Annotated in this window: 20 protein-coding genes and 1 tRNA gene; 11 read left to right on the forward strand and 10 right to left on the reverse strand. The window is 64.3% G+C overall.

All coding sequences use genetic code 11. The features are described from left to right. Window positions 1–11 precede the first annotated feature (11 nt). Complete coding sequence (locus tag ACFPK0_RS09265; protein ID WP_377340035.1) at window positions 12–1,946, reverse strand: ABC-F family ATP-binding cassette domain-containing protein; 1,935 nt, start codon at window positions 1,944–1,946, stop codon at window positions 12–14. A gap of 200 nt (window positions 1,947–2,146) precedes the next feature. Here ACFPK0_RS09265 and ACFPK0_RS09270 point away from each other — a divergent pair, with 200 nt between their 5' ends. The 6 genes from ACFPK0_RS09270 to ACFPK0_RS09295 all read left to right on the forward strand — a co-directional run bounded on the left by ACFPK0_RS09270 (window position 2,147) and on the right by ACFPK0_RS09295 (window position 6,761). Beyond that, entirely contained in the window at window positions 2,147–2,512 is a 366-nt protein-coding gene (locus ACFPK0_RS09270; RefSeq protein WP_377340037.1) for a hypothetical protein, read from the forward strand. Window positions 2,513–2,606: 94 nt separating this feature from the next. Then, window positions 2,607–3,644, forward strand: coding sequence for an agmatine deiminase family protein (locus ACFPK0_RS09275; RefSeq protein ID WP_377340039.1), 1,038 nt, complete (start codon window positions 2,607–2,609; stop codon window positions 3,642–3,644). A gap of 91 nt (window positions 3,645–3,735) precedes the next feature. Further along, complete coding sequence (locus ACFPK0_RS09280; protein WP_056078842.1) at window positions 3,736–4,626, forward strand: carbon-nitrogen hydrolase; 891 nt, start codon at window positions 3,736–3,738, stop codon at window positions 4,624–4,626. A gap of 80 nt (window positions 4,627–4,706) precedes the next feature. After that, window positions 4,707–5,951 carry a TraB/GumN family protein gene (locus tag ACFPK0_RS09285; RefSeq protein ID WP_377340041.1) on the forward strand — a complete coding sequence of 415 codons (1,245 nt, stop codon included), beginning with the start codon at window positions 4,707–4,709 and terminating at the stop codon, window positions 5,949–5,951. A gap of 108 nt (window positions 5,952–6,059) precedes the next feature. Continuing rightward, window positions 6,060–6,386: a c-type cytochrome gene (locus ACFPK0_RS09290; protein WP_007080738.1), complete on the forward strand. Its 327-nt coding sequence runs from the start codon at window positions 6,060–6,062 to the stop codon at window positions 6,384–6,386. Between the two features lie 15 nt (window positions 6,387–6,401). After that, window positions 6,402–6,761 carry a c-type cytochrome gene (locus tag ACFPK0_RS09295; protein WP_056078836.1) on the forward strand — a complete coding sequence of 120 codons (360 nt, stop codon included), beginning with the start codon at window positions 6,402–6,404 and terminating at the stop codon, window positions 6,759–6,761. 75 nt (window positions 6,762–6,836) lie between these two features. On the opposite strand, the gene ACFPK0_RS09300 is transcribed toward ACFPK0_RS09295, so the two are convergent. Further along, on the reverse strand, window positions 6,837–7,445 hold the full coding sequence (locus ACFPK0_RS09300; protein WP_056078833.1) for an NfuA family Fe-S biogenesis protein: 609 nt from the start codon (window positions 7,443–7,445) through the stop codon (window positions 6,837–6,839). A gap of 141 nt (window positions 7,446–7,586) precedes the next feature. Between ACFPK0_RS09300 and ACFPK0_RS09305 the strand changes: the two genes are divergently transcribed. Then, window positions 7,587–7,928 (forward strand): 4a-hydroxytetrahydrobiopterin dehydratase, encoded by a 342-nt coding sequence (locus ACFPK0_RS09305; RefSeq protein WP_056078830.1) that lies wholly within the window; start codon window positions 7,587–7,589, stop codon window positions 7,926–7,928. Here ACFPK0_RS09305 and ACFPK0_RS09310 read toward each other — a convergent pair whose 3' ends face one another. Beyond that, complete coding sequence (locus tag ACFPK0_RS09310) at window positions 7,929–8,927, reverse strand: RluA family pseudouridine synthase (protein ID WP_377340312.1); 999 nt, start codon at window positions 8,925–8,927, stop codon at window positions 7,929–7,931. It abuts the gene before it with no gap. Between the two features lie 335 nt (window positions 8,928–9,262). Between ACFPK0_RS09310 and ACFPK0_RS09315 the strand changes: the two genes are divergently transcribed. Beyond that, window positions 9,263–12,370 (forward strand): Rne/Rng family ribonuclease, encoded by a 3,108-nt coding sequence (locus ACFPK0_RS09315; protein WP_377340045.1) that lies wholly within the window; start codon window positions 9,263–9,265, stop codon window positions 12,368–12,370. A gap of 72 nt (window positions 12,371–12,442) precedes the next feature. On the opposite strand, the gene ACFPK0_RS09320 is transcribed toward ACFPK0_RS09315, so the two are convergent. The 5 genes from ACFPK0_RS09320 to ACFPK0_RS09340 all read right to left on the reverse strand — a co-directional run bounded on the left by ACFPK0_RS09320 (window position 12,443) and on the right by ACFPK0_RS09340 (window position 15,902). After that, window positions 12,443–13,096 (reverse strand): response regulator, encoded by a 654-nt coding sequence (locus ACFPK0_RS09320; RefSeq protein WP_056078824.1) that lies wholly within the window; start codon window positions 13,094–13,096, stop codon window positions 12,443–12,445. Between the two features lie 350 nt (window positions 13,097–13,446). After that, window positions 13,447–13,531, reverse strand: a tRNA-Leu gene (locus ACFPK0_RS09325). A 24-nt stretch (window positions 13,532–13,555) separates the two neighbouring features. After that, a complete protein-coding gene (secG, locus tag ACFPK0_RS09330; RefSeq protein WP_377340047.1) occupies window positions 13,556–13,999 on the reverse strand; it encodes a preprotein translocase subunit SecG in 444 nt (147 codons plus the stop codon). A 13-nt stretch (window positions 14,000–14,012) separates the two neighbouring features. Then, window positions 14,013–14,771 (reverse strand): triose-phosphate isomerase, encoded by a 759-nt coding sequence (gene tpiA / locus ACFPK0_RS09335; RefSeq protein WP_377340315.1) that lies wholly within the window; start codon window positions 14,769–14,771, stop codon window positions 14,013–14,015. 228 nt (window positions 14,772–14,999) lie between these two features. Next, the gene (locus tag ACFPK0_RS09340) at window positions 15,000–15,902 is read right to left on the reverse strand and encodes a LysR family transcriptional regulator (RefSeq protein ID WP_377340049.1); all 903 of its coding nucleotides are present in this window, start codon (window positions 15,900–15,902) and stop codon (window positions 15,000–15,002) included. A 140-nt stretch (window positions 15,903–16,042) separates the two neighbouring features. Here ACFPK0_RS09340 and ACFPK0_RS09345 point away from each other — a divergent pair, with 140 nt between their 5' ends. Beyond that, on the forward strand, window positions 16,043–16,810 hold the full coding sequence (locus tag ACFPK0_RS09345; protein WP_056078815.1) for an SDR family NAD(P)-dependent oxidoreductase: 768 nt from the start codon (window positions 16,043–16,045) through the stop codon (window positions 16,808–16,810). A 77-nt stretch (window positions 16,811–16,887) separates the two neighbouring features. On the opposite strand, the gene ACFPK0_RS09350 is transcribed toward ACFPK0_RS09345, so the two are convergent. Next, complete coding sequence (locus ACFPK0_RS09350; RefSeq protein ID WP_056078812.1) at window positions 16,888–17,463, reverse strand: TMEM175 family protein; 576 nt, start codon at window positions 17,461–17,463, stop codon at window positions 16,888–16,890. A gap of 166 nt (window positions 17,464–17,629) precedes the next feature. Here ACFPK0_RS09350 and msrA point away from each other — a divergent pair, with 166 nt between their 5' ends. Further along, the gene (msrA, locus tag ACFPK0_RS09355; RefSeq protein ID WP_377340054.1) at window positions 17,630–18,136 is read left to right on the forward strand and encodes a peptide-methionine (S)-S-oxide reductase MsrA; all 507 of its coding nucleotides are present in this window, start codon (window positions 17,630–17,632) and stop codon (window positions 18,134–18,136) included. A gap of 48 nt (window positions 18,137–18,184) precedes the next feature. Here the strand turns inward: msrA and ACFPK0_RS09360 are convergent, their stop codons facing one another. Continuing rightward, window positions 18,185–19,399, reverse strand: a complete 1,215-nt coding sequence (locus ACFPK0_RS09360) for a hypothetical protein (RefSeq protein ID WP_377340056.1) — start codon at window positions 19,397–19,399, stop codon at window positions 18,185–18,187. A gap of 64 nt (window positions 19,400–19,463) precedes the next feature. Between ACFPK0_RS09360 and ACFPK0_RS09365 the strand changes: the two genes are divergently transcribed. After that, a complete protein-coding gene (locus tag ACFPK0_RS09365) occupies window positions 19,464–20,021 on the forward strand; it encodes a TetR/AcrR family transcriptional regulator (protein ID WP_377340058.1) in 558 nt (185 codons plus the stop codon). Window positions 20,022–20,060 lie beyond the last annotated feature (39 nt).

Genomic DNA, 20,060 nt, shown 5'->3' on the forward strand with positions numbered 1-20,060 from the left:
CTTCATCACTCCTACGCTTCCAATCGTTCCACCAGTTCCAGCCACTCGGTTTCCAGCGCTTCTTTCTCGCGGCGCAGCTCCGTCTGGCGCTGGCCCAGCCGCATCAATTCCTGGGTGGGGCCGTTGTAGGTTGCCGGGTCGGCCAGCTGGTTTTCCAGCGCGGCCAGCTCGGTGTCGATGCTGGCGGTGCGGGTTTCGATGCGATTTACCCGTTGGCGTGAGGTTTTCTCGTCCTCGCGCTGGGCGGCCGCCAGGCGGCGACGCTCTTCGGGCGACACCTCCGGCGTTTTTGGCACCGGCTTGACGGTGGCGCTGGCCTTGGCGGCCTTCTTGTTGGCGGTGCCCCGGGTGCGCAGCCACTTGGCGTAATCGTCCAGATCGCCGTCGAAGCTTTCCACGCTGCCATCGGCCACGCGCCAGAAGCTGTCGCAGACCAGACCCAGCAGGTGGCGGTCGTGCGATACCAGCACCAGCGCACCGTCGAAATCGGCCAACGCATCGGCCAGCGCCTCGCGCATGTCCAGGTCGAGATGGTTGGTGGGCTCGTCCAGCAGCAGCAGGTTCGGCTTGTCCCACGCGATCAGCGCCAACGCCAAGCGCGCCCGCTCGCCGCCGGAGAAACCGTCGACGGATTCGAAGGCGCGGTCGCCGGCAAAATTCCAGGTGCCCAGGAAATCGCGCATCACCTGCGTGGCCACGCCCGGCGCCTTGTCCTGCAGGTGATCGAGCGGGCTCGATCCCTCGCGCAGGCTTTCCACCGTGTGCTGGGCGAAGTAGCCGATCTTCAGGTCCTTGTGCGCCTTGCGCTCGCCGCTGAACGGCTCCAGCTCGCCCACCAGGGTTTTCACCAGGGTGGATTTACCGGCGCCGTTCGGACCCAGGAGACCGATCCGTTCGCCCGCTTCAATGGAAAAGCGCACGTCGGCCAGCACGATATGGGTAACTTCGCCGTTGCCCTCGCGGCTGGAGGGGTCGACCGCGTAGCCTGCGGTGACGTCTTCCAGTTGCAGCATGGAATCGGGCAACCGCCCGGGTGCGGGGAACTGGAAGCTGAAAGGCCGCTCGGCGCGCACCGCTTCGGTGCCAGCCAGTTTCTCCAGCCGCTTCATGCGCGACTGTGCCTGCTTGGCCTTGCTGGCCTTGGCCTTGAAGCGGTCGACGAAGGACTGCAGGTGCGCGCGCTCGGCCTGCTCGCGCTCGTGCGAGATCTGCTGCTGGCGCAACTGCTCGGCACGCAGGCGTTCGAACGCGCTGTAGTTGCCGGTGTACAGCTTCGCGCCACCGCCATCGAGGTGCATGGTGTGGGTGATCACGCCGTCGAGGAATTCGCGATCGTGCGAGATGATCAGCAAGGTGCCCTGGTAACGGCGCAGCCATTCCTCCAGCCACAGCACGGCGTCGAGATCGAGATGGTTGGTGGGCTCGTCCAGCAGCAGCAGGTCGGACGGGCACATCAGTGCGCGCGCCAGGTTCAAGCGGCCGCGCCAGCCGCCGGAGAACTCCTTCACCGCGCGCTCGTGCGTCTCGGGTGAAAAGCCCAGCCCGTGCATCAACTTGCCGGCGCGGGCGCGGCCGTCGTAGCCGTGCAATTCCTCGATGCGGTGATGGGCGGCTGCCATCGCCTCCATGTCGCCGCGCTCGCCGGCATCCGCCTCGGCGGCCAGTGCCGCGGCCAGTTCCTCGTCGCCGCCCAGCACATAATCGATGGCGGCATCGGGCAGCGCAGGCGTTTCCTGGTCCACCGAGGCCAGCCGCACCTTGGCCGGCATGTCGAGTTCACCCGCATCGCTTTCCAGCTTGCCCTGCAAGGCAGCGAACAGGCTGGACTTGCCGCAGCCGTTGCGGCCGATCACGCCCAGCCGCCAGCCGGCCTGGATCACCAGGTCGATATCGGAAAGCAGCAGGCGACTGCCACGGCGCAGCGCGAAGTGTCGAAAAGCAATCATGGAATGAGCAGGTATCCGGAAGCAGGCGTGCGGTCGCCACAGCCGCCCATGATAGCCGCCCAGCCATGCCACCGCCGATTCGGGCGACGATCACGCAGGTGAATGCCGATCACGTCGCACCCGGCGCCGCTGGACATGGCGTAGCATCGGCAGTTCTGATAAAACGACGCCGCATACAGCTTGTATGGAGAGGGGAATCCATGGTCACGTCCACGAACGGCTTGCCGATCATCGTCATGCTCGCTGCGCTCACCGGTCTTGCGGCCTCGCCCGCGGCCCACGCCCAATCCCGCACCACCCATGGTGACAACCTGCTGATCCACCGTGTGCAGCAGGAAAAGGGCATGAACCTGCCCGGCCGCGGCCTCAGCATGGCGCAGGTCGAACGTGATTACGGCGCGCCGTTGCGCAAGCTGACGCCACGCGGTGGCGACACCAAGAAGCACCCGGTCATCAATCGGTGGGACTACGCCAAGTTCATCGTGTATTTCGAGCACAACCACGTGATCCACTCGGTGCTCAACACGCCCGCGGGCAACAACACCAACCCGGCGGCGGTGCAGTAACAAGCGCTGGATAACGCCTTGCGGCATCGCGATGGGTGCCGCTCCCTTTACACTTGCCGTTTCGCCCGCCGGGCTTCGAAACGCGAGTGCCGACATGACCGCCAACCCCCAACTACGCCTGCCGGCGGAATGGGAGCCGCAATCCGCCGTACTGATCGCCTGGCCGCACGCCGGCACCGACTGGGCCGACCGCCTGGCCGCGGTGGAATCGACCTACGTGGCGCTGGCTGCCGCGGTCACCCGGTTCCAGTCGCTAATCATCGTGGTGGCCGACGCCACATTGAAGGCGCACGCACGGGAAAAGCTCGCCGCCGCGGGCGCCGATCTATCGCGCATCCGCTTCGTCGAGCTGTCGTACGACGACACCTGGCTGCGCGATTCCGGCCCGATCACGCTGGCCGCCGGCAACCATTTTCAGCTCACCGATTTCCGTTTCACCGGCTGGGGCGGCAAGTTCGGCGCCGCGCAGGATGACGCGCTGGTGGCCGGGCTGGTCGACGCCGGCGTGTTCGGCAATGCCGCGCACAAGCGCATCGACTGGGCGCTGGAAGGCGGCGGCATCGAAAGCGATGGCGCCGGCACGATCCTCACTACCTGGCGTTGCCTGGTGCAGCGGCATCCGGACCAATCGCGCGAGGAGATGAGCACGATCCTGCGCGACGGCCTGCATGCCGAACGCGTGCTGTGGCTGGATTACGGCTACCTTGAAGGCGACGACACCGACGCCCACATCGACACCCTCGCCCGCTTCGCACCCGGCGACCGTATCGTCTACCAGGCCTGCGACGACGCCGGCGACCCGCACCACGACGAACTGCAACGCATGGCCGCCGAACTGGCCGCGCTGCGCACGGCGGATGGCCGTCCATATCAGTTGTATCCGTTGCCGTGGGCGCAACCGATCATCGACGAAGGCCGCCGGCTCGCCGCGTCCTATGCGAATTACCTGATCGTCAACGGCGCCGTGCTGGTACCCGCCTATGGCGACGACGCCGACGACGAAGCGGCGCGCATCATCGGCACGGCGCATCCCGGGCGCGAGGTGGTGCAGGTGCCATGCCGGGCGCTGATCTGGCAGAACGGCAGCCTGCACTGCATCACCATGCAATTGCCCGCGGGCGTGGCGCACTGACAAGTGGCTCGCCGCCCATGCGACGGCCTTGGCGGCGCCATCACCCCCACCCGCTAAACTGAGCCGATTGGCCCATTCGGCAGGACATCCCATGACCCGCAAGACCCTCAAGGTCGCGCTGCTGCAGGAAACCGACCGCGGCAGCCGCGACGCCAACCTCGATGCCATCGAAGCCGGCCTTCGCGAAGCGGCCGGCGCCGGCGCAGAACTCGTGTTGCTGCAGGAGCTGCACAACGGCCCGTATTTCTGCCAGCGCGAATCGGTGGAGGTCTTCGACCAGGCCGAAACCATTCCTGGCCCCGGCACCGCGCGCATCGGCAAGCTGGCGCAGGAGCTGCAGCTGGTGGTGGTGGCGTCGCTGTTCGAGAAGCGCGCCGCCGGCCTGTATCACAACACGGCGGTGGTGTTCGACCGCTCCGCCGAGATCGCCGGCAAGTACCGCAAGATGCACATCCCGGACGATCCGGCGTTCTACGAAAAGTTCTACTTCACCCCGGGCGACCTGGGTTTCGATCCGATCGACACCTCGGTGGGCCGGCTCGGCGTACTGGTGTGCTGGGATCAGTGGTATCCCGAAGCGGCGCGCCTGATGGCGCTGGCCGGCGCCGAACTGCTGCTCTACCCCACCGCCATCGGCTGGGACCCCACCGACGAGCAGCCGGAAAAGGATCGCCAGCGCGACGCCTGGATCACGGTGCAGCGCGGACACGCCGTGGCCAACGGCCTGCCGCTGCTGGCGTGCAACCGTACGGGTTACGAGGCCGACCCGAGTGGCGTCGGCGCGGGCATCCAGTTCTGGGGCAACAGCTTCGTGGCCGGGCCGCAGGGCGAATTCCTGGCACAGGCGGGCACCGACCAGCGCGAGCTGCTGCTGGCCGACATCGACCTGCAACGCAGCGAACATGTGCGCCGTATCTGGCCATTCCTGCGCGACCGCCGCATCGATGCCTACGCCGACCTGCTCAAGCGCTTCCGTGATTGAGCCGGCGCCACTTCACTCCGCTTGTTCCGCATGCCGGTCATCCCCATGCTTGAACTTCACCCCGACCGGCCTGCTGACGCATGAGTGTTCCTGAAACCGATTCCACGTTATCCGCGCCGTTGGCGTTGCAGGATCAACCCGTCGAGCGGGTGATCCGCGGCGGCGTGGAATACGTGGTGCTGGGCACCGCGCACGTATCGCGCAGCAGCATGGAGGCGGTCGAGGCGATGCTGGCGCACGAGAGCTTCGATGCGGTCGCCGTGGAACTCTGCGAGAGCCGCGCCCAGGGCATGCGCGATCCCGAAGCGTTCAAGCAGATGGATCTGTTCAAGGTGATCCGCCAGGGCAAGGCCGGCATGGTGGCCGCCAGCCTGGTGCTGTCCACCTTCCAGAAACGGCTGGCCGACCAGTCCGGCATCCAGCCCGGCGCGGAAATGAAGGCGGCGATGGATGGCGCCGAACAACGCCAGTTGCCGCTGTGGCTGATCGACCGCGAGGTGGGCACCACGCTGAAACGCGCCTGGCGCAGCGTGGGTTTCTGGCAGCGCTTCGGCTTGCTCGGCGGCTTGCTGGCCAGCGTGTTCGAGCGCGAGCAGATCGAGCAGGTCGAGATCGAGAAACTGAAACAGGGCGATTTGCTGGAGAGCGCCTTCAGCGAATTCGCCAGCGAGTCGAAGCCGCTGTACGACAGCCTGATCGGTGAGCGCGACGCGTTCATGGCCGCGCGGTTGCGGCAGGAGTCGGCGCGTTCATCGGCGTCGGAAACCCCGGCGCGTCGCGTGCTGGTGGTCATCGGCGCCGGACACCTCAAGGGGCTGTGCGAGCAGTTGCGCACACAGCAGGACGAGCCCTCCGCCAAGGTCACGGCGCTGGCCACCACCCCGCCCAAGGCGCGCTGGCCGAAATGGTTGGCGGTGGCACTGGTGTTGCTGGTGTTTGCCGCCATCGGCTACGCCTTCCATCGTAATACGGCGCTGGGCGCGCAGGCGTTGCGTGACTGGGTGTTGTTCACCGGGGGCTTCGCCGCGCTCGGCGCACTGGTCGCGGGCGGGCACCCGCTGAGCATCGTGGCGGCTTTCATCGCCGCGCCGATCAAGCCGTTCCGCCCCGGCATTCCCGCCGGCGGCATCAGCGCCATGGCCGAGGCCTGGGTGCGACGCCCGCGCGTAGTCGATTTCGATACCCTGCGCGACGACATCGTGCACTGGAGCGGTTGGTGGAAAAATCGTGTCGCCCGCACGCTGCTGAATTTCTTTCTCGTCAGCGTGGGCACGATCATCGGCGAATACAGCGCCGGCATCCATATTTTCAAGAGTCTGGTCTGAGCAGTCAGGCAGGCACCGACGTACTCGTGTTGTCCCCGCGTCAACGCAACGTCTATACTTGGCCGGTTGCATACACTCCACACCGTCGCACCCGTGGGAACGAATTCGATGACTCGACTGCAATTGCTCGGCCTGGCCGTGGCGACCACTCTTTTTGCCGCCACCAGCGCACATGCCGAGGGCGACAAGGCCGCCGGCCGCAAACTGGTTTACACCTGCGCCGGCTGCCATGGCGTACCCGGTTACACCAATGCTTATCCGCAATATCCGGTGCCCAAGATCGCCGGGCAGAATGAGCAATACATCGTCAATGCCCTGCACGGGTACAAGAGTGGCGATCGCGTCCATCCCACGATGGATGCCCAGGCCGAGAGCTTGTCCGATACGGACATCCAGAACATCGCCGCCTATCTCTCCAGCCTCGCCAGCAAATAAGTCAGGGACTTCCGCATGAAACATGCACGCATTCTGCTTTCATTCGGCGCCGTCCTGGCGTTCGCCTCCACATCGTTGCTGGCCGCTGACGCGGGCAACGCGGCGAATGGCAAGGAAAAGGCCGCTACCTGTTTCGCCTGCCACGGCACCGACGGCAACGCGGTTGATCCGCAATATCCGCGCCTGGCCGGTCAGTACCAGCTGTACCTTTCCCACGTGCTGCACGAATACAAGAGCGGCCAACGCAACAACCCGATCATGAAGGGCATGGTTTCCACACTGTCCGACCAGGATATTGCGGATGTGTCCGCGTACTTCGCCGGCCTGCCGAGCAAGCTGGATACGCTCAAGGGTCACCTGCAGGGCGACAACTGAGCCACTCGATCCACGATCGAAAAAAGCCCGCTTCGGCGGGCTTTTTGTTTCCGGGCAGAACAGCGTCAACCTGGCTCACACCGCGGCGGATGTACCCTCGTGCTTGCGGTAATACGGCTTTTCGCCACCCGCGTGATCGGTAGCATCGCGTACGGCGGTGATCTCGGGCACCCGCTCGCGCAAGGTCTTTTCCACACCCTGCTTCAGCGTCACATCGACCATGCCGCAACCGTGGCAACCGCCGCCGAACTGCAGCAACACCACGCCATCGGCATCGATTTCCAGCAGGCTGACACGGCCGCCGTGTGACGCCAGCTTCGGGTTCACCTCCGCTTCCAGCACATAACGCACACGCTCGATCAGGCCGGCTTCCACGCCTGGCACATGCCCCTTGATCATCGGCGCACGGATGTTGAGCTGGCCGCCGGTGGAGGTCGGTTCGAAATCGATGGTGGCGTTGTCCAGCCAGCGCGCACTGTCACCGTCGATATGGAAGTTGAAACCGGCGCACTCGATGGTCCATTCGCCGCCGATCAGGTCGATCGGCTCGCAGAACTCCAGCTCGCAGTTCGCCGCCGGTGTGCCTGGCGCCGTAACGCGCAGGCGAATGCTCAAATCGTCGATGCCCTGTTGTGAAAGAAGGCGCAGGAAATGCTGCTGTGCGCGTTCCGAGATGTCGATCATGCCCACTCCGCCAAAGCTTGCGCCGCTGTTGCGGCTAATCAGCACCATTTTAGTCCAGTTTCCACCTGCACGCGCGGCTTTGACTTTTCAGGCGGCAACATCAACGCTGCATGGCTTCACCACGGATCCCCGGAGTAGCGCATGAAAGCGAACCATTTGTCCGCGCAGCATTGCCAGCCGCGCAAGGGAAAGGCGGATGCGGTAGACGCGTCACAGACGGCGGAGTTGTTGCAGCAACTGCCCGGCTGGAAACTCCTCGACGATGGAACGGCCATCACCAAGGATTTCCGCTTTGACGACTTCCACCACACGCTGGGCTTCATTGCCGCCGTCGGCTTCATGGCCAACCAGGAAGATCACCATCCCGATCTCGAGGCCGGCTACGGCCACTGCCAGCTGACGTGGTCGACCCACGATGTGGGCGGACTATCGATGAACGATTTCATCTGCGCGGCGCGGGTCGAGGCGCTGCTTGAGCGCTGATCAGATATCCGTACGCGACTTGTCGCGGGTATAGACCAGCCGCTTGCCCTTGACGGCCAACACGTCGAGAAAGGCCTTCAGGTCGTCCGGCAATGGCGTGGAAAAACTGTACGAGCGCCCGTCCAGCTCGAAACTGAGGTGCGCCGCGTGCAGGAACAGGCGCTGCAGGCCCATTTCGCGGAAACGCTTGTTCATCTCCCGGTCGCCGTATTTCGGGTCGCCCGCCAGCGGATGGCCGATATGCGCGGCATGCACGCGGATCTGGTGCGTGCGACCGGTGCCCAGCGTGGCCTGCATCAGGCGCGCGCCCGGGTACTGCTCCATTTCGCGGAAGAACGTCAGCGACGGCTTGCCGCTTTCAGCCACCCGCACCATCCGCTCGCCCCCTTGCAGCACCGACTTCAGCAGCGGCGCATTCACGTCGAACTTGGCCTTGGACGGGTGCCCGAGCATCAGGCACAGGTATTGTTTGGTGACCTCGCCGGCACGAATCAGCGCCTGCAAGCCGGTCAGGCCGGCGCGCGTGCGGGCAAAGACCAACACGCCGCTGGTATCGCGGTCGAGCCGGTGCACCAGTTCCAGGTGTTCCTGTGGCCGGGCCGCGCGCAGTAGTTCAATGGCGCCATGGCTGACACCGCTGCCGCCGTGGCTGGCCACGCCGGACGGTTTGTCGATCACCAGAAAGTGTTTGTCTTCGAACAGGATCGCATCGGCCACCGAGGCCACCAGACCAGTGGCTGGTGCCCGGCCTTCCTCACGCTCGGCCACCCGGACCGGAGGGATGCGCAGCGTATCACCGTCCGTGAGACGCGTATCCGGCTTGGCCCGCTTGCCGTTGACGCGCACCTGGCCGGTACGCAGCAGCCGGTAGATCATGCTCTTGGGAACGCCTTTAAGCAGGGTCATCAACGCATTGTCGATACGCTGGCCATCCCGTTCGGGGCCAACCACGACTTGACGCACACCTTGAGGTGCATCGGGGGAAGTTACCGTTTGCATTGAAAAAAACCTGCTTAAATAGGATACTCGGCGGGCGTCCACTTGGCCCGCCGATACATGGCTCGGGAGAGGTGGCCCACCCGCAACGTCGGCGAGGATGGCGGCGGTTGCCCGTTCGGCACCGACCACGATCTCCCTTTCATCGTAACGGTTGGGTTGTTGTTTGTCCGATGCCATGTGGTATCGGATACGACAACGCAAGTAGATCGAATCATCCCCGACACCGGGAACGGTGCCGTCATTTTGCCGCTTTACCGCTGCGGCGCGATCCCCGGCAGGCCGCCATTGAGGCGCCACCGCGGCACGCGACGCGCGGCAAGCCGAGGAAAACCACCATGAAACGTATGTTGATCAACGCGACTCAGCGTGAAGAGTTGCGTGTGGCCATTGTCGATGGCCAGACCCTGTACGACCTGGACATCGAAATCCCCTCCAGGGAACAGAAAAAATCCAATATTTACAAGGGCCGCATCACGCGGGTTGAGGCTTCACTTGAAGCCTGCTTCGTCGAGTACGGCGCCGAACGCCACGGCTTCCTGCCGCTGAAGGAAATCTCCCGCGAGTACTTCACCGCCGGTCTGGACCCGCACAAGTCCAACATCCGTGAGTTGCTGAAGGAAGGCCAGGAAGTCGTCGTCCAGGTCGAGAAGGAAGAGCGCGGCAACAAGGGCGCCGCCCTGACCACCTTCATCAGCCTCGCCGGCCGCTACATGGTGCTGATGCCGAACAACCCGAAGGCCGGTGGCGTCTCGCGCCGTATCGAGGGTGAAGACCGGCAGGCACTGAAGGAAGCGCTGGAGCACGTCACCGTACCCGACGATGTCGGCCTGATCGTGCGCACCGCCGGCCTCGGCCGCGACGCCGAAGAACTGCAGTGGGATCTGGATTATCTGCTGCAACTGTGGAAATCGATCTCCGAAGCCGCCAGCAAGCAGAAGGCACCGTTCCTGATCTACCAGGAATCGAAGCTGTTCATCCGCGCCCTGCGCGACTACCTGCGCAGCGACATCGGCGAGATCCTGATCGACGAGGAATCGCTGTACAACGATGCCCGCGATTTCATGCAGCAGGTCATGCCCAACGCCCTGCGCAAGCTGAAGCTGTACCGCGACGACACCCCGCTGTTCACCCGCTACCAGATCGAGACCCAGATCGAGAGCGCGTTCGATCGCCAGGTACGCCTGCCCTCCGGCGGTTCGATCGTGATCGACCAGACCGAGGCGCTCACCGCCATCGACATCAACTCGTCGAAGGCGACCAAGGGCAGCGACATCGAGGACACTGCGTTCAACACCAACTGCGAGGCCGCGGTGGAAATCGCCCGCCAGGCGCGCATCCGCGACGCCGGTGGCCTGATCGTGATCGATTTCATCGACATGGACAGCCCGCGCCATCAGCGTGAGGTGGAAGACCGCCTGAAGGAGGCGCTGAAGCTCGACCGCGCGCGCGTGCAGATCGGTCGCATCTCTCGCTTCGGTTTGCTGGAAATGTCGCGTCAGCGCCTGCGCCCGAGCCTGGGCGAAGCCAGCGAGATCGTCTGCCCGCGTTGCGAGGGCCATGGCCACATCCGCGGCGTGGAATCGCTGTCGCTGTCGACCCTGCGCCTGATCGAAGAGCACGCGATGAAGGACAACACCGGCCAGGTGCTGGTGCAGGCGCCGCCGGCCGTTGCCAACTTCCTGCTCAACGAAAAGCGCGCCAGCGTGGTGGAGATCGAACTGCGCCACAAGGTGCACGTGGTTGTGGTGGCCGACGACAAGCTGGAAACGCCGCACATCGAGATCATGCGCATCAAGGAAGCGGAGATGGGCGAGCACAGCAAGCCCAGCTACGAGCGCCTCACTGCAGTCGCTGCCACCGAATTGCCGAAAATGGGCCAGACCCTGGGCAGCAGCGAACAGCCGGCCGTCAGCGGCATCATGCCCGCCAGCCCGGCACCGATCCGCGAGGAAATCGCGCCGGCTCCCGTTGCTGCGGCACCAGCATCCAAATCGACGGCACGCGCCAAGCCATCGCCGACCACAGCACCCACTGGCGGCCTGATGGCGCGCATGCTGGGCTGGTTCCGCAGCAGCATGGAAGCGGCGCCGGTGGAAAAGTCGGCCGAAAAATCCGCGGCCAGCGGCGCCGATCGCAACAACCGTCGCGACGAGCGTTCCGGCCGCGGCCGTTCGGGGCAGCCTGCCCAACAGAACGGCACGCCGGCACGTCAGTCCCGCCGTGACGGCGCATCGCCGTCAGCTGCCAAATCCTCCTCGTCACAACAGCCCAAGGGCAACCGCCAGCGCAACAGCGAGTCCGGTCAGCCCCGGCAATCGCAGCCGGCGCAGAATGCCGCCCCGGCCCGCCAACCGCGTCCGCCACGTCCGGCTGCCACGGAAAGCGCCGCGGCCGTCACCCCGCGCCCCAACGCCCAGCCGCAGGCCAAGCCCGAGCGCCAGCCGCGCCCAGCCGTTGCCGAGCCACTGGAAGCCGCACCGCTCGCCGACGCCGCGCTGGAAGCGAAGCAGCTCGCCCCGGCTGTGACTTCGGTCGCCCCGGAAGCCGAAGAATCGCTCGATGCCGATGGCAGCCCGTCCCGCCGCCGCCGGGGTCGCCGTGGTGGTCGCCGTCGGCGCCGGCACGACGAAACGACGGTTGCCGCTGGTGGCACGGAAACCCAAGCGCCATCCATCGACGATGAGGACCGCGACGACGCAGCCAGCAATGTTGGCGCCGAGAAGTCGAAGCCCGCAACGCCCGTGCAGAACGCGCCAAAGGCAGTCGTCGACACGGCGGCCACCGACGAGCCCGCACGCCGCGTCGTGGTGGAACCGTCCAACGTCACCGTAGCGGCCACCGCCGCTGTCGTCGCCAACGCATCCGGCAACATCACGGAGCAGGATCGCGCTGCACCCGTCGCCGCCGCAGCGGCCGTCACCGAACTCGAGCTGCCGCCGCTCCCGCCGATTCCCGCCCCCATGGCGGACTCGGCCGCTGCGCCAGACGACGCCGATATCGTGGTCAAGGCATCGCCTGTCGCACCGTCGGTAGCGTCGCCGGTGGCTGCTGCCATCCCGACATCGATCGCATCGGCCGACGCACCCGCACAGGCGCCTGCCAGGCAGCCAGCGCAAGAAGCAGCCGCAAGCGAGAAGACGAACACCGTCACGACGCCTGGTGTCCACACACCACTGGTAGCGGCCGTGGCAGCTGCGATCAACGGACCGCGTCGTGAGGATGTCGCGTTCGCCACCGTCTCCACGCCGGCACCCACACCAAAACCGACGATCGCGGTCGCCGCCGAGGAGGTCGCGCCGAAAGTGGTGGAGCTGTCACCCGCACCCGCGATCCCGGCACCGGAACAAGGTGACCTGCTGTCAGCCAATCGTGCTGCTTCCGAAAGCCACGACATCAGCATGACCGAGACCAATCGTCCGGCCGGACAGCCGCAAGCCGACTGAACCCGCGGCACAGCTGGGTAAACAAAAAAAGCCGGGCAATGCCCGGCTTTTTTTGCGCCACGTCGTCTGCGATCAACCGCCGATGGCGTGGCCCGGATTGTCGATCAAACCATGCACCGTCATCAGGTGTGCCAGGTTGAGCACGTGATCCACCCGCAGCTTTTCCATCAGGCGCTGCTTGTACGTCGACACGGTTTTCGGGCTCAGGTTGAGCTGCTCGCCGATCAGGGTCAGCGGCTTGCCGCACACCAGCATCATTGCCACCTCCAGCTCGCGGCTGGACAATGCGTCGAATGGCGAGGTGCTGCCATCGAGAGTCGCCAGCGCCAGCTGTTGCGCCACGGCAGGCGCCAGGTAGCGCCTGCCGGTCGAGACCTGGCGAATGGCGGTAACCAGCTCCTCGGCCCTGCATCCCTTGGTGAGGTAGCCCAGCGCCCCCGCGTCCAGCAACCGTTTCGGAAAACGCGCGTCATCAACGACGGTGACCACCACGATGCGGGTCGACATCTTCGCGCGATTGACGCGCTCGGTAAGTTCGATGCCGCTCATGCCCTGCATATGGACGTCCACCAGCGCGATGTCCGGCTTCAGCGTGCGAATCAATCGCAAGCCGTCTTCCGCATTTCCCGCTTCGCCCTGGATACAGATGTCCGACTGCTGCTGCAAAATCATCCGGAAGCCGGTGCGCACCAGCTCATGATCGTCCACCAATATGACATTGATCACCGCGTGCCCCTCCCTGGTTAGGCTTAGTGAAATTAGGCTGCTGAACAAATCATTGCAAGCCATGAAGGTGCTGCCCACGAAAACAGGCAGCCACCTGCCGACGCCACGCACCGTGATCTGGCATCCCCGCCAATCATCGCTGCGGTAAATCGATCGCCAAAATTTGCCACGCCCACCCTTGCCTCTTATGTAAGCGGTCGCCCTGGCATACCGTGCGGGAATGTCTGGCCTGCAAGCCGTCGATGGCATCCGGATCCCCGGTTGACCAAAAGACGATGGCGGCAGCATAAAAAAACCCGCCGAGCGGCGGGTTTTTCCATTCCGCAGCAGTCTGCTGCGAAAGTACCAAATGGTGCCCAAGAGGGGACTCGAACCCCTACGACTCTCGTCGCTACCACCTCAAGGTAGTGCGTCTACCAATTCCGCCACCTGGGCAGGTGTGTTTCTACCGCGCCCTTTTCAGGGTTTTGTCGCAGGTTTCGGCTGGGGTGCAGCCGGTATTTCGCCTTGGTTGCCGGCGGGAGCCGTTGTGGCCTCGGGTACGGCCGTGGCCGGCGAGGTGGCTTGCGGCACTTCCGAGCTGACGGCTGTCTTGCCGGCGGGTGCTTCAGCGGGCTTGGTGGCCACGCCGGACATCACGCCAAGATCGACGGCATCCTGATGAGCGTTGCCGTTGTAGTTCAGGTAAACACCCATGCCCAGGCTGAGGGCAAAAAACACCGCGGCGAGCGCACCGGTGGCCCGGGTCAGGAAGTTGGCCGAACCGCGCGCACCGAATACGGTGGCGGAAGCACCGCCGCCGAAACCGGAGCCGGCACTGGCGCCCTGACCGTTTTGCAACAGGATCAGCACGGTCATTGCCGCCGCGACCAGGATGTAGAAGACGCTGAAGATGACGAACATGATTTCTCGGAACCTATGGCGCTTGATGCGCCGCGGCGCAGATGTCTAGGAAGTCGGTTGCAGTCAAGGCTGCGCCGCCTACCAACCCGCCATCGACGTCCGGTTGCGCAAACAGCTTTGCGGCGTTGACCGCGGTGACGCTGCCGCCATAAAGCAGCCTAGTCAGACGGGCGATTGTAACATCTTCTTTTTCGAGTTTGCTACGAATGAACGCGTGAACGTCCTGCGCCTGTTGCGGCGTTGCCGTCTCGCCGGAGCCGATCGCCCACACCGGTTCGTACCCGACCAGCGCCGTGTCGAAACTCGCAATGCCGTTGAGTCGCAGGACCGCTTCGAGTTGTTCGCCGATGACGTTTTCGGTTTCACCACTGTCACGCTGCTGGCGGGTTTCACCGACACAAAGGATGGGGGTGAGTCCTCCCGCCCTCGCGGCCGCGAATTTTCGCGCGACGCATTCGTTGCTTTCGCCGTGATAGCGGCGGCGCTCCGAATGACCCACCAAGACATAGTCCACGCCGACTTCCGCCAGCATCGCGGCGCTTACCTCGCCGGTATAGGCGCCCTGTCCTTCATGCTCGCTCACGTCCTGCGCACCCAATTGCAGGGCCGTGCCGGCGAGTTGTTCGCTCAAGGTGTTGATGTATGGATACGGGGGAAACACGGCTACATCGATGTCGGCCGGCATGCTGGCGGCAATGGCGCCAGCCAGGTCCGAGGCCATCGAGCGACTGCCGTACATCTTCCAGTTTCCGGCCACAAGTTTTCTGCGCATGGTCTGCTTCATAGGCGAGCGAGCGGCAAGCTTACTGATGCCCCTGCCCCCCGGCAAACTGGTCATGCCGCCTGCCACAATCCAGTACCACTTTGCCTATAAATTGATACCACGGGCACCATCGGACCATACCAATTCACATTTGTGTGCGATCGCGAGTCGTGAGAGACCGTGATCGGCGAGGGCCAGCAACGCGTGTCGGGACCGGGGCCAGCAACGCGTTGACCGTCACAACCGCAGATAAGGCGCCAGCAAACCTTCCAGCCACCCCATGAATTCGCGAACCCTGCTGGGCAGGTTGCGGCGGTTGGCGTACAGGATCGACAACGGCAACGGTTCGGCTGGAAATTGCGGCAGCACTTCCACCAGTTGTCCCTGCTCGATCCACGGTTGCAGGCTTGCAATGGGTGACTGGATCAGCCCCAACCCGGCCAGGCAGGCCGTCGTATAGGCCTCGGTGTTGTTGACCGTCAGCACGCCTTCCATCGGCAGGCACGCGTATCCGGTGGCGGTGGGATATTCCCAGCCTGCTGGTTTGTTGCCCAGCGTGGATGCGTAGTGGATCAGCCGATGTGCCGAGAGATCCTCCAGCGTTTGCGGCGTGCCGTGGCGGCGCAAATAGTCGGGGCTGGCGCAATTGATGACGCGCAGGTTGCCGAGCGGACGGGCCACGAGGTTGTTTTCCGCCAACGGGCCGGCGCGCAACACGCAGTCAAAACCCTCGCGCACAAGGTCGACCACGCGATCGGTGCTGCTCAACTCCAACTCGATCGATGGATGCGCCTGCAGGAATTCCGGCAATCGCCTGATCACGATGTTGCACGCCATGCCGGTGGACATGTCCACCCGCAAGCGCCCGCGCAGCGATTGACCACCTTGCTGGAACATTGACTGCAGCTCGTCCATGTCCCCCAACAGGTCCCTGCTGCGCTCGTAGAAGGCCTGGCCGTCATGGGTCAGGCTGACCTTGCGCGTCGTCCGGTGCAGCAGCCGTGTGCCGAGCAGGCTTTCCAACTGCTGCACGGCCATGGACGCGCTGGCCTTGGGCATCGCCAGGCTCTCGGCGGCGCGCGTGAAGCTGGCCATTTCCGCCACCCGCAGGAATATCCGCATCGCATCGAGTTTGTTCACGCGCTTTCCCGTGGAGGTACCGAGGCCTGACCAGGCACCTATTGTTCAAAAATGACAAACATACAAATCAATTAATGCCAATTTATCCCTTGTCTGTCGATCAATAAAGTCGCCTCTCCCACATCTGATCGGAGACAACCATGACTCGCCACGCACCTTCCATCGCCCTCATCACCGGCGGCAGTCGCGGCCTGGGCAGGAACGCCGCACTGAAATTGGCCGAACAAGGCACCGACGTCATCATCACCTACCGCACCAATCGCACCGAAGCCGAGGCCGTCGTGGCGCAGGTCGAGGCCATGGGCCGGCGGGCAGTGGCGCTGGCGCTCGACATGGCCGACAGCCGGCGCTTCGATGCCTTCGCCCAACAGGTGGGCGAGGTGCTCGAAAGCCGCTGGCAGCGCCAGCAGTTCGACTTTCTCGTCAACAACGCGGGTACCGGCGGGCACGTCAGCTTTGCCGAAACGACGGAAGCGCAGTTCGACGAACTGGTCGACGTGCACTTCAAGGGCGTGTTTTTCCTCACCCAGAAGCTGTTGCCGCTGATCGCCGACGGCGGACGCATTCTCAACGTCTCCAGCGGCCTGACGCGATTCACCCTGCCCGGCTATACCGCTTATGCGGCGATGAAAGGCGCCATCGAGGTACTCGCGCGCTACCTGGCCAAGGAACTGGGCCCGCGCGGTATCACCGTGAATACGCTGGCGCCTGGCGCCATCGCCACCGATTTTGGTGGCGGCGCAGTGCGCGACAACGCGCAGTTGAATGCTTTCGTGGCCTCGCAGACCGCCTTGGGTCGGGTTGGCGAAGCGGACGATATCGGCGGAGTGGTGGCGTCGTTGCTGACGTCCGCCAATGGCTGGATCAATGGCCAGCGGATCGAGGCCTCGGGCGGCATGTTCCTGTAACCATCGGCGGAAGTTCCACGGCGCCAGTCATGACACCACCGTCGTGACACCGCCAGCTCCACGGAGGGAGCTGGCGCTCAGGCGTTGCTGGCACGTTCGATGCGGCGATCCGGAATCAGCCACAACAACGCCGCCAACACGTACATGGCCTGGCCCGCCCACGGCCGCCAGAACGTCAACGCGATGCCCGTCAGATAGAGCAGTGGCGACAGTTTGCCCTTCCAATCCGACCCGATCGCCGTGGCGAGCACGGCGTCGCGGCCATCAGCCACGATAAGCGTGCGCTGCAGCAGCCAATAGGCGACCGCCGCCATCAACAGCACCACGCCATAGACGGCCGTCGGCGACGCGGCGAAGTGGTTTTCGCCCATCCAGGCCGTGGTGAATGGAAGCAACGACAGCCAGAACAGCAGGTGCAGGTTCGCCCACAGCACACGCCCCGATATGCGGTGCACGGTCGAGAGCATGTGGTGATGGTTGTTCCAGTAAATGCCCACGTACACGAAGCTCAACACGTAGCTGAGCAGAACCGGAGCCAGCGGCGCGAGCGATGCCAGCGCATGGCTTTCAGGCACTTTCAGCTCCAGCACCATGATGGTGATGATGATCGCGATGACGCCGTCGCTGAACGCTTCCAACCGCCCCTTGCCCATGTGTCGATCCCCGTTGGGCGCCCGACGGCCCCCAGGCGGCAAAGCTTGCCTCAGGAACGACGCGGTTGCACGGCAAACGTTGGATGGGTCTGCCTGTCGTTCCACCACTCGACAAAGCCGCGCATCACCCCCATCTTCAACCGCACACCAACCACCGGAGATTTCGATGACAGCCACCACTGATCGCGCCATTCTTGCCGGCGGCTGTTTCTGGGGCATGCAGGATCTTCTGCGCCGCCAGCCCGGCGTCGTCTCCACCCGCGTGGGTTATTCCGGCGGCGACGTGCCGAACGCGACGTATCGCCATCACGGCACCCATGCCGAGGCCATCGAGATCGTGTTCGATCCGCAGGTCATCAGCTACCGCACCCTGCTGGAGTTCTTCTTCCAGATCCACGACCCCAGCACCGTCAATCGGCAGGGAAACGACCGGGGTACCAGCTACCGGTCGGCCATCTTCTACACCAGCGAAGCGCAGAAGGAAGTGGCCGAAGACACCATGGCCGACGTCGACGCGTCCGGTTTGTGGCCGGGCAAGGTCGTGACCGAGCTGGCGCCCGCGGGTGACTTCTGGGAAGCCGAGCCCGAACACCAGGACTATCTCGAACACTTCCCCACCGGCTACACCTGCCACTTCATCCGGCCGGACTGGAAATTGCCGCGGCGCGCCTGAAGCACGACGTCACCAAGCGTTGTCGTCCCGCTCGCGGGACAACAGCTTTCAGTGCGCCTTCTTGGGCCGCGCTGGCCATGGCGCAACGCGCCAGCAGGTGTAGTAGAAAACCTTGAGCTGTGCGCGCACCGGCTGCAACGGCATGGTGAAGCCATCACGGAAGGCATCGCTGCGGCCGCCGACCCATGCGCCGACCGACCACGCCGATATCAGATCCACCAGATCGGCGGGCGGCAGATCACGGCGGATCACCAGCGCGTTGCCCATCGCCTGCGCGCCGCCACGTGGCTGGCTCAACCGCTTTTCGTCCCCGAGCTGAAAATAGGAACTACCACCACGCAAGGCGATTTGCCGCGCACGCGCGATGCCCACTTCGTCATACGCCGTCACCGTGGTCTTGCCCGGTTGGCACTGGACCGTGAGCCGGTGCGTTCCCTTGCGATCCGCCAGGCGCAAATCCAGTCGTGGCGCAGGCCTGGACAAATCATAAGTGGCCGTCGTCGGCAGCCGGCCATTGTTGGCCAGGCCGGAAGCGGTCATCTTCTCGGCCGTCAGCCACGCCTCGCTGCCAAGCATTTCATCCTTGATCCCCATCGCTTTCAGATAAGTGACGGCATCGGGCGAGTGGCGCGTGGCCTGCGTCTGTGGCGAGCTGAATCCGATACGGTCGCGCCCGCTGGGCACCCAGCGATACAGGCCACCGAGATAGGCGTAAAGACAGGCATCCATGCAGATAGCCGTCTTGGCCTCGACGCTCGCCCACTTCGGCTGCCGTGGCGTACCCAGATGCGTGGCCATGCCGCCAGCGCGAAACATCCTGCCCAACGCCATGCCGGCAGCGCGGTCAGCGCCGCGCGCGTTGAGATAGATGTCCGAACCCCTTTCGATGCGACCGGACGCAACCAGCGCCGCGAACCGCTGTGGCGCGCCGGCATCGATCTCGCCATGCAGATACACCTGCGGGTAATGCGTCAATGACAGCGTCAGCCGATCGCGAACGACGTCGATCTTCAGCGGCTTTCCGCGGTCGGCCGACGCGCTGCCGAACGCAGGCATCGCGACAAACAGGGCCAGCAACGCGGCACAGCGCGCGGCATTGCGAACAGTCGAAATGGGGCCGGTATGACGGTGCACTTGCATGACTCGGGACCAGGCCCTCCAGTGTGTGGGTTGGTGAATGTCTCGAGAGTGAACATCCGCCCGGATCCATCGCATACCTATCGCCATTGAGTTTGGAAACGATCCATTCCAAAATGGCGACATGAGTCCATCCAATCCGCCCATGGCCACGCGCCCCCGAGGACGCGGACGGCCGCGAGAGTTCGACATGGCCAAAGCCCTGGATGGAGCAGTCCGGGTTTTTCGCGAGCGTGGTTACAACGCAACGACGATCGCCGATCTCACCCAGGCCACCGGGCTGGTCGCAGGCAGTATCTACAAGGCGTTCAAGGACAAGCGCGGGATATTCCTGGCCGCCTTCGACCGTTATGTCGAGGAAAGGGACGCCATGCGCCACCTTGCCCTGCGCCATGCAGGCAACGGGCGTGAGCAGCTCAGGGAATTGCTTGGCCTCTACGCCGCGGCATCCTCCGGATCAGAGGGGAAACAGGGTTGCATGGTGGCTGGCAGCGCGACCGAGCTGGCGACCATGGACGCGGACACCGCACGGCGAGTGCGTGCTGCCTATGCCCGCAATGAGCGACTGCTCGTCCGCACCATCCGCGATGGCCAGGCAGATGGATCGATCCGCGCGGATCTGGATAGCGCAGCGGCCGGTCGACTGATGCTGTGCGTCCTCCAGGGCATGCGCGTCGTCGGCAAGACCGGGCGGTCGCATGACGACATGAACGCGCTGGTCTCGCTCGCCCTGAAAGTTCTCGATTGATTTTTTTGACTTATTAGGAAATGAATATTTCCTTTTTAC

Source organism: Rhodanobacter ginsenosidimutans, assembly GCF_042655685.1.
GTDB lineage: Bacteria > Pseudomonadota > Gammaproteobacteria > Xanthomonadales > Rhodanobacteraceae > Rhodanobacter > Rhodanobacter ginsenosidimutans.